We start from the raw sequence: 7,657 nt of genomic DNA, 5'->3' as shown, positions 1-7,657 counted from the left end.
GGCCGGACTCGGTCGCGGCGGCCGCCGTGGCCCCGGGCGGGGTGGTCAGATACGGCACGCCGCCTCCATCCAGATGTCCGCGAGGGATTCCTCGAGGTTGATCCGGGGTCGCCAGCCGAGGCGGTCCCGGGCGGTGCGGACGTCGGCCTGCTGCCAGGCGCCGCAGCCGTCGGGGTACGGGTAGGGCTGGGGGGCCGCGGTGGCGAGCTGTTCGGGGGTGGCCTCCGAGCGGGGCGAGCCGATGCCGGCCAGGCCCTGCGGGCGGCCGGGGTGGCCGTGCCGGGGGTCGTTGTGCGCTCCGCCGTGCGGGACGTCGAGCTCGTTGAGGGCGCCCCCGTATCCGGCGACCCGGGCGAGGACGGCCGCCGCGTCGCGCAGCCGGACCGCGCGGCCGGTGCCGATGTTGACGACGCCCTGGGCGGCGGACAGGGAGGCGGCGTGCACGGCCCGGGCCACGTCCCGTACGTCCACGAAGTCGCGCTGCACGCCGAGCCCGCTGAGCTTGAGCTCACCGTCCCCGGACTGCATGGCCCGCCGCATGGCCTCGGCGAGCCGGCCCAGCGGGGACCCGGCCGGGGTGCCGGGGCCGACGGGCGAGAACACCCGCAGCACGACGGCGTCCAGTCCGGAGCCGAGGACCAGCTCGGTGGCGGCGAGCTTGCTGACCCCGTACGGTCCGCCGGGTCTCGGGACGGCGTCCTCGGCCGTGGAGGACCCGGGCTGGCTGGGCCCGTACTCGGCGGCGCAGCCGAGCTGCACCAGCCGGGCCCCGCAGCCGCTGCGGCGCAGGGACTCGCAGATGGTGGCGACGGCGACGGTGTTGTGCCGGGTGAGTTCGCGGGCTCCGCCGCGGGTGGCGCCCGCGCAGTTGATGACGACGCCGGGGTGGACGGCGTCCAGGAACCGGGTGAGGGCTCCGGGGCTGCCGGTGGCGAGGTCGAAACGGACGTCGGCGTCGTCGCCCCGGCCCAGCGCGGTGAGCTGGACGGCGGGGTCGGCGAGCAGCCGGTCCGCGACGTAGCGGCCGAGGTAACCGTTGGCTCCGATCAGCAGCACCCTCATCGCGCGGCCCCTCGGTTGGTTGGCTGGCCGGTCATCCTTTTCTCCTTGGTGAGTTGTCGTTGTTCAGGGGGTACGGCGCTCAGGGACGCGCGTGTGCGGAGGCACGGGACAGCGCGAGGAGGGCGTGTACGAGGAGTCCCGCGACGGCCGCGTACACCGCGGCCGGGACGGGGACCAGGGCGAGTGCGAGGGCCGCGGCCACCGGTGCGCGGTGGGCGCCGTGGCCGAGGAGGAGCCGGACCAGGAACAGCAGCACCGCGAGCGGTACGGCCGTCGCGGGGGCGGCTCCGGCGAGCGCGGCAGCCCCCGTGGCGGCCGCGGTGAACAGCAGGAGCGCTCCGGCCAGCAGGGGCCGGGCCCCGGCGGCGAACTCGTCCAGCGCCCGGCTCCCGGCGAGCCGGCGCCGGGCCCGGGCGGCGTAGAGGGCGGCGGTGAGGTAGCCGGGGGCCACCGCCAGGGCGAGGGCCGGCCCGAGGGCGGGCCCGTGCCGGTGGACGGCCCAGCCGGCGACGGCGGCCGCGAGCAGGTGCGCGGCCCAGGGGAACCGGCCGCCCGCGGCCCGCCCGGGCCACACCAGCGCGAGGACGGCGAGCAGCCCCGCCGCCCACCCCGACCCGGGCACCCCGGCGGCGGCCGCCGCGCACCCGAGGGCCCCGGGCAGCAGGGCGCCCCCGAACCGCCGCGCCACCGTCCGGCCCCCGGCCGGGACGCGGACGGGCTCCTCGGCGGGTTCCTCCCGGCGGGGGGTCCGCGCGTACAGCTCCTCGGCGAGCGAGAACACGTCCCGGTGCCGGAACCGCGCGGCGGTCCGGTCGGTGATCCCGCACGCCTCCAGCCCGGCGGCGACCTCGAGCGCGTCGACGGCCCGCTCACAGAGCTCCCGGTGCCGGTGCAGCAGCGCTTTCACGGGATCCCCGCCCCGCCGGCCGCCGGCCATCGCCCGAGGACCACCCGCGACCTGGTCGGCCGCAGCCCGGCCAGATCCAGCCCCGCCTGGGGGTCCCCCCGGACGGAGTCTGGGGGCGATCGAGGCGCGGGGGCTCGGGGGCAGAGCCCCCGGCAACGGCGCCGCGCCCGCGATGTCCGAGGTCGTCATACCGCCGCCCCCTCAGCCCCCGCAGGATCGGCAACGCTCCACGTCGGCGTCGTCCAGTGCCCCGGCACCACGGCCTCCGCCGGCCGGGCGAACGGGACCTCGCCCTCCCGCCGTCCGGCACCCCTGGCCAGCAGCCACAGATAGCTCTCCCGGAAGGCCGACACGTTCTGCTCGACCGTGAACAGCTCCAGCGCCCTCGCCCGCGCCGCCGCCCCCAGCCGCTGGGCCCGTTCCGGTTCGCCGAGCAGCGCGAGACAGGCGTCGGCCAGGGCGCGCGGGTTGCGCGGCGGGACGACGAGCCCGGTGCCGCCGATGACCTCGCAGACGGCCCCGACGTCCGTGGACACCGTGGCCCGGCCGCACAGCATCGCCTCGACGAGGCTGATCGGGAACCCCTCGATCACCGAGGACAGCAGCACGATCCGCCCGGCGGCGTACGCGTCGGCCGCCGACGGCGCCTCGGGCCCGCCGACCTCCTCGAACCCGACGGGGTTCTCGCCGGCCGTCCGGGCGTCCGCGGCCTCGTCGGGGAAGAGCTGCGCGGCCAGCGAGCGGCAGTCAGCCAGGTACCCCGGCGCGGCGGACGTGGCGAAGATCCGCAGCCGGGTGTGCGGGGCGGCCCGCCGGACCTCCGCGAAGGCGTGCAGCAGGCCGATCAGGTCCTTGGCCGGCTCCACCCGCCCGACCCACACCAGCGTGTCGGGGTCCCCGCAGCCGGGATCCTCGCCGACGGCGGCGAATCGGTCCGCCTCCATCCCCGGGTACACGGTCCGCACCCGCTCCCGGGGCGCCCCGCACCGCTCCTGCCAGCGGCGGGCGTGCGCGTTGCCCGGGGTCAGCAGGTCGGCGCGGGCGTAGATCTCCCCGGCCAGCCGGACGTGGAAGGCCGCGAGCAGGGCGCGGACGGCGGGCCTGGCGGGGCCGCCTCCCGGACCGCCGGCGCCGGGCCCGGCCGGCCCGTCGGGGCCCTGGTCCAGGTAGTGGGCGCGCAGCTGGACCCCGTACTCGGTGACCAGCAGCGGGACCCCGCAGAAGCGTTTGGCCAGCAGCCCGGGTACGGCGGCCACCCCGCCGGCGGCGGCGTGGCAGACGTCGACGGCGCCGAGCCCCGGCTCCCCGTACCAGTCGAGGGACAGCGGCCGCAGCAGCCGCTCCAGTTCGTCGGCGAACTCCAGCAGGTCGGGGACCCGCGCCTCCCGTACGGCCCGGCCCGCGCCCGGGGCCCGGCAGCCGGCCTCCAGGGCGCGTACGGCGGTCTCGGAGCGCAGGGCCGCGTACATCCCGCCCTGGTCCCGGGCGAGTTCGGCGAGCCCGTACAGCCCCGCCGCGAAGGCCTCTGCCATCGCCGGTCCGGCCGCGGACGCGCTGCCGCCGCAGATGCCGCGCACCAGCTCCCCGAAGCAGGCGGCGAAACGCCGCCGCTCGCGCCGGGAGTGGGTCCGGCCGTCGTCGGCGGGGGCCCACAGCGGGGCGGTGCGCACGCGGGTGACCTGCCGCGGGAGCGGGACCCGGCCGCGCTCCTCCTGTTCGGCGCTGCGGCTCAGCGCGTAGAGCTCGAACTCGTGCTGCGGGAGTCCGCGCACGAGCCGGTCGCACCACAGCCCCGCCTCTCCGGCCGCATACGGATAACCACCTTCGGTGAGCAGTCCGATCCGCACGAGTGGCACCCCCGTTCTCCCGTTACTGGCGGTCGCCGTCGGTCCGGTGACCCGCCGCGGGAGAACTCAAGCGGATACGCCGGTGGCGCGACGGACGGTTGTCCGTCGCGCCACCGGAAGGGGTGAAGAGTCGTAACTTTCCCGTACGGTTCGCGTTCGAGCGCGCTAGGAAAGGCGTACCGGCGGGTGGGTCCGGTGGTGCGGGGGTGTCAGGCGTACACCTCCTGGCGGGCCGAGCGGCGGCGCGCGGCGAGCAGCGGGTCCAGGACGGGCACGGCGTCGAGGAGCCGGCGGGTGTACGGGTGGGCGGGCCTGCCGTACACCTCGTCCACCGGGCCCTCCTCGACGACCCGGCCGGCGCGCATGACGGCGACCCGGTCGCTGACCTGCCGGACCACCGCCAGGTCGTGGGCGATGAAGACCAGGGCGATGCCCAGGTCCCGCTGGATCTCCGCCAGCAGGGCGGTGACCTGAGCCTGGGTGGTGACGTCCAGGGCGGAGACGGGCTCGTCGCAGACGATCAGCCGGGGCCGGGGGGCCAGGGCTCGGGCGATGCCGACGCGCTGGCGCTGGCCGCCGCTGAACTCGTGCGGGTAGCGGTCGTAGTGGCCGGGCTCCAGGCCGACCCGGACCAGGAGTTCCTCGACCCGTCGGCGGACGGCGGACCCGTCGCGCTCCCCGGCCGCGCGGAGGGGGTCGGCGATGGACTCGCCGATGCTGCGGCGGGGATTGAGGGAGGAGACGGGGTCCTGGAAGACCATCTGGGCCCCGGGGGCGATGCCGGTGGCGGGGGCGGCGCCGGCGTGGCGGACCTCGCCGGCGGTGGGGGGCAGGAGGCCGACGAGGATGCGGCCGAGGGTGCTTTTGCCGCTGCCGCTCTCGCCGACGATGCCGAGGGTTTCTCCCGGGTGGAGGATGAGCGATACGTCCTCCACGGCCGTGACCTTGCGCTTGCCGCGGCCGAACTCCTTGCGGAGGGCTGTCGCTTCGAGGGTGGGGGCCGTGTCGTTGCCCTGCGGGGCCGGTCCCCTGCCCGCCCTTCCTCCGTTCCCCGGGCTGCGCCCGGACCCCAGCGCCTCAACCTCCCCCGGACTCCGTCCGGGGGTACCCCCAGGCGGGGCTGGATTCGGCGCCGCGTCGAGGCGCGGCACGGCCGCCAGCAAGGCACGGGTGTAAGCGGCGGTGGGGGTCGTGAGCACCTCCCCCACCGGTCCGCGTTCCACCACCCGTCCCTCCCGCATCACCAGAAGGTCGTCCACGCTCTCCGCCGCCACTCCCACGTCGTGCGTGACGAGGAGCAGGGCGAGGCCGTGTTCCTCGCGGAGGCCGTGGAGGAGGTCGAGGATCTGGGCCTGGACGGTGACGTCCAGGGCGGTGGTCGGTTCGTCGGCGACGAGGAGACGGGGGCGGCAGGCGAGGGCCATGGCGATGAGGGCGCGCTGGCGCATGCCGCCGCTGAACTCGTGGGGCCGGGCGCGGGAGCGGCGGGCGGCGTCGGGGATGCCGACCCGGTCGAGGACCTCGACGGCGCGGGCGCGGGCGGCCCGGCGGGTGGCGGTGGTGTGGACCCGGTACACCTCGGCGATCTGGTCGCCGATCGCGTGGTAGGGGTCGAGGGAGCTCAGCGGGTCCTGGAACACCATGGCGGCGGTGCCGCCCCGCAGGGCGCGCAGGGCGGCCGGGGAGGCGGTGGCCGGGTCGGTGCCGCCGACGCGGACACTGCCGGTGAGACGGGCGCCGGTGCCCCGGTGCAGTCCGAGCAGGGCGGCCGCCACGGTGGACTTGCCGCTGCCGGACTCGCCGACGATGCCCAGGGCCCGGCCGGCCGACAGGGTGAAGGAGACCCCGTCGACGGCCCGTACGTACGAGCCGGGGGCTCCGACGGGGAAGTCGACGGCGAGGTCGGTGACGTCCACCAGGTGGTCGGTCATGTCAGGGTCACCCTTCGGTCGGCGAGGGCGTAGAGGAGGTCGGCGACGGCTCCGGCGAGGACGACGGCGGTGCCGATGGCGAGGACGACGCCCACGACGACGGGCAGGTCCACGACCCGTACTCCGTCGATGAGGGTCTTGCCGAGGCCGGGGATGCCGAAGAGGGATTCGGTGAGCACCGCGCCGCCGATCATCGTGCCGAAGTCGACGGCGCTGAGGGCGATCACGGGGGCGACGGCCCCGCGCACCGCGTGCCGGGTGACGATCCTGCGCTCCCCCACCCCGTAGGCGCGGAAGGTGCGGATGTGGTCCTCGGCGAGGGTCTCCAGGGTGGAGCTGCGGGTGAGCCGGGCGTATTTGGCGCTCTCGAAGACGCCGAGGGTGACCCAGGGCAGCAGCAGGTTCCAGGCCCACTGCTCGGGGTCCTCGCCGAAGGGCACGTACGTCGGGAAGGGCAGCCACTGGAGGTAGGCGCAGACGGCCATGAGCAGCAGCAGCCCGAGGATGAAGACGGGGGTGCCGGTGGCGGCGAGGGTCAGCACGGTGAGTACCCGTTCGGTGGGTCCGCCGCGGCGGAGCGCCGACAGCAGTCCGGTGCCGACGCCGACGACGAGCCAGATCACGAGGGAGCCCAGGGCGAGGGAGAGGGTGGCGGGCAGCCGTTCCAGGAGGAGTTCGGTGACCTGCCGGTCGTTCTGGTAGGAGAACCCGAGGCAGGGTGCGTCGCAGTGCAGCACCAGTCCGGCGCCGCCGGAGTAGTCCCGTCCAGCCAGCAGCCCCTGGAGGAAGTGCAGGTACTGGGTGACGACGGGGGCGTTCAGCCCGAGCTGCTCGCGGACCTGGGCGATCTGCTGCGGGTTGCAGCGTTCTCCGCAGGCCAGGCGGGCGGGGTCGCCGGGGGCGACGTAGAAGAGGGCGTAGACGAGGACGGACAGCGCGAGGAGGACGAGGAGCGCGCTGCCGAGGCGCTTGAGCACGAAGCCCGTCATGCGGCGTGCTCCTTTCCGGTGCCGACCCGCAGGCGCGAACCCTCGCGCGGGTCGAGGGCCGTACGGATGCCGTCGCCGAGGACGGTGAAGGACAGCACGGTGACGAAGAGCAGCCCGGCGGGGAGCAGTACGTAGGCGGGGTCGGCGCGGAACCAGGTCTGGGCGCTGGACAGCATCTGCCCCCAGGAGGGGGTGGGCGGCTTCACGCCGACGCCGAGGAAGGAGAGGGAGGCCTCGATCACCATGTTGGTCGGGACCTTGAGGGCGGCCAGGGTGATGACGGGGGCGGCCAGCGAGGGCAGGAGTTCCCGTCGGGCGATCCGCAGCCGGCCGTTGCCGGCGAGCCGGGCGGCCTCGACGAAGTCCAGGCCGCGCAGGGACAGGGTCTGGGCGCGGACCAGCCGGGCTGTGCCGCCCCAGTCGAGGACGCCGATGACGAGGACCAGCAGCAGTGGGCGCGGGAAGCCGGGCGGGACGACGGCGGTCAGGGCGACGGCGAGGACCAGCAGGGGCAGGGCGATCATCACATCGGTGGTTCCGCCGATGAGCCGTCCCAGCAGGGGGCTGCCGAGGGCCGCGGTGATCCCGGCGGCGACGCCGATGGCCACCTGGACGGCGGTGGCGCCGAGGGAGACGAGGAGGGAGACCTGTGCCCCGTAGAGGAGGCGGGTGAACAGGTCGCGGCCGGTGCCGGGTTCGACACCGAGCCAGTGGTCGGCGGAGATCCCGCCGAAGGAGCCGAGGGGGACGCCGCCGCGGGCCGAGTCCACGAGGTCGTCGTGGTAGGCGTTCGGGTCCTGTCCGGTGAGGTGGGCGAGCAGGGGTGCGGCGAGGGCGAGGAGGACGAGGAGGGCCAGGACGGCGGTGGCCGCGAGGGCGGACGGACGTCCGCGCAGCCACCGCCGGACCCGGCGGCCCGCC

6 protein-coding genes are annotated in these 7,657 nt (G+C 76.0%); all 6 read right to left on the bottom strand.

Features of this window, described 5'->3' with window-relative positions; translation table 11 throughout:
• Positions 1-45: 45 nt before the first annotated feature.
• A complete protein-coding gene (locus VR44_RS30800; RefSeq protein WP_045950908.1) occupies positions 46-1,062 on the bottom strand; it encodes an NAD-dependent epimerase/dehydratase in 1,017 nt (338 codons plus the stop codon).
• A 79-nt stretch (positions 1,063-1,141) separates the two neighbouring features.
• Positions 1,142-1,969, bottom strand: coding sequence for a hypothetical protein (locus VR44_RS30795; RefSeq protein WP_157880452.1), 828 nt, complete (start codon positions 1,967-1,969; stop codon positions 1,142-1,144).
• Positions 1,970-2,154: 185 nt separating this feature from the next.
• Positions 2,155-3,816 carry a DUF3492 domain-containing protein gene (locus VR44_RS30790; RefSeq protein WP_045950907.1) on the bottom strand — a complete coding sequence of 554 codons (1,662 nt, stop codon included), beginning with the start codon at positions 3,814-3,816 and terminating at the stop codon, positions 2,155-2,157.
• Positions 3,817-4,025: 209 nt separating this feature from the next.
• On the bottom strand, positions 4,026-5,747 hold the full coding sequence (locus VR44_RS30785) for a dipeptide ABC transporter ATP-binding protein (protein ID WP_045950906.1): 1,722 nt from the start codon (positions 5,745-5,747) through the stop codon (positions 4,026-4,028).
• Positions 5,744-6,736 carry an ABC transporter permease gene (locus VR44_RS30780; RefSeq protein WP_045950905.1) on the bottom strand — a complete coding sequence of 331 codons (993 nt, stop codon included), beginning with the start codon at positions 6,734-6,736 and terminating at the stop codon, positions 5,744-5,746. Before VR44_RS30780 ends, VR44_RS30785 begins: the two co-directional genes overlap by 4 nt.
• A partial coding sequence (locus VR44_RS30775) for an ABC transporter permease (protein WP_045950904.1) occupies positions 6,733-7,657 on the bottom strand: 925 nt, incomplete at its 5' end. The genes VR44_RS30780 and VR44_RS30775, both read right to left, overlap by 4 nt.

The organism is Streptomyces katrae (assembly GCF_000966975.1).
GTDB lineage: Bacteria > Actinomycetota > Actinomycetes > Streptomycetales > Streptomycetaceae > Streptomyces > Streptomyces katrae.
This window is presented reverse-complemented; position numbering and strand designations above follow the sequence as displayed.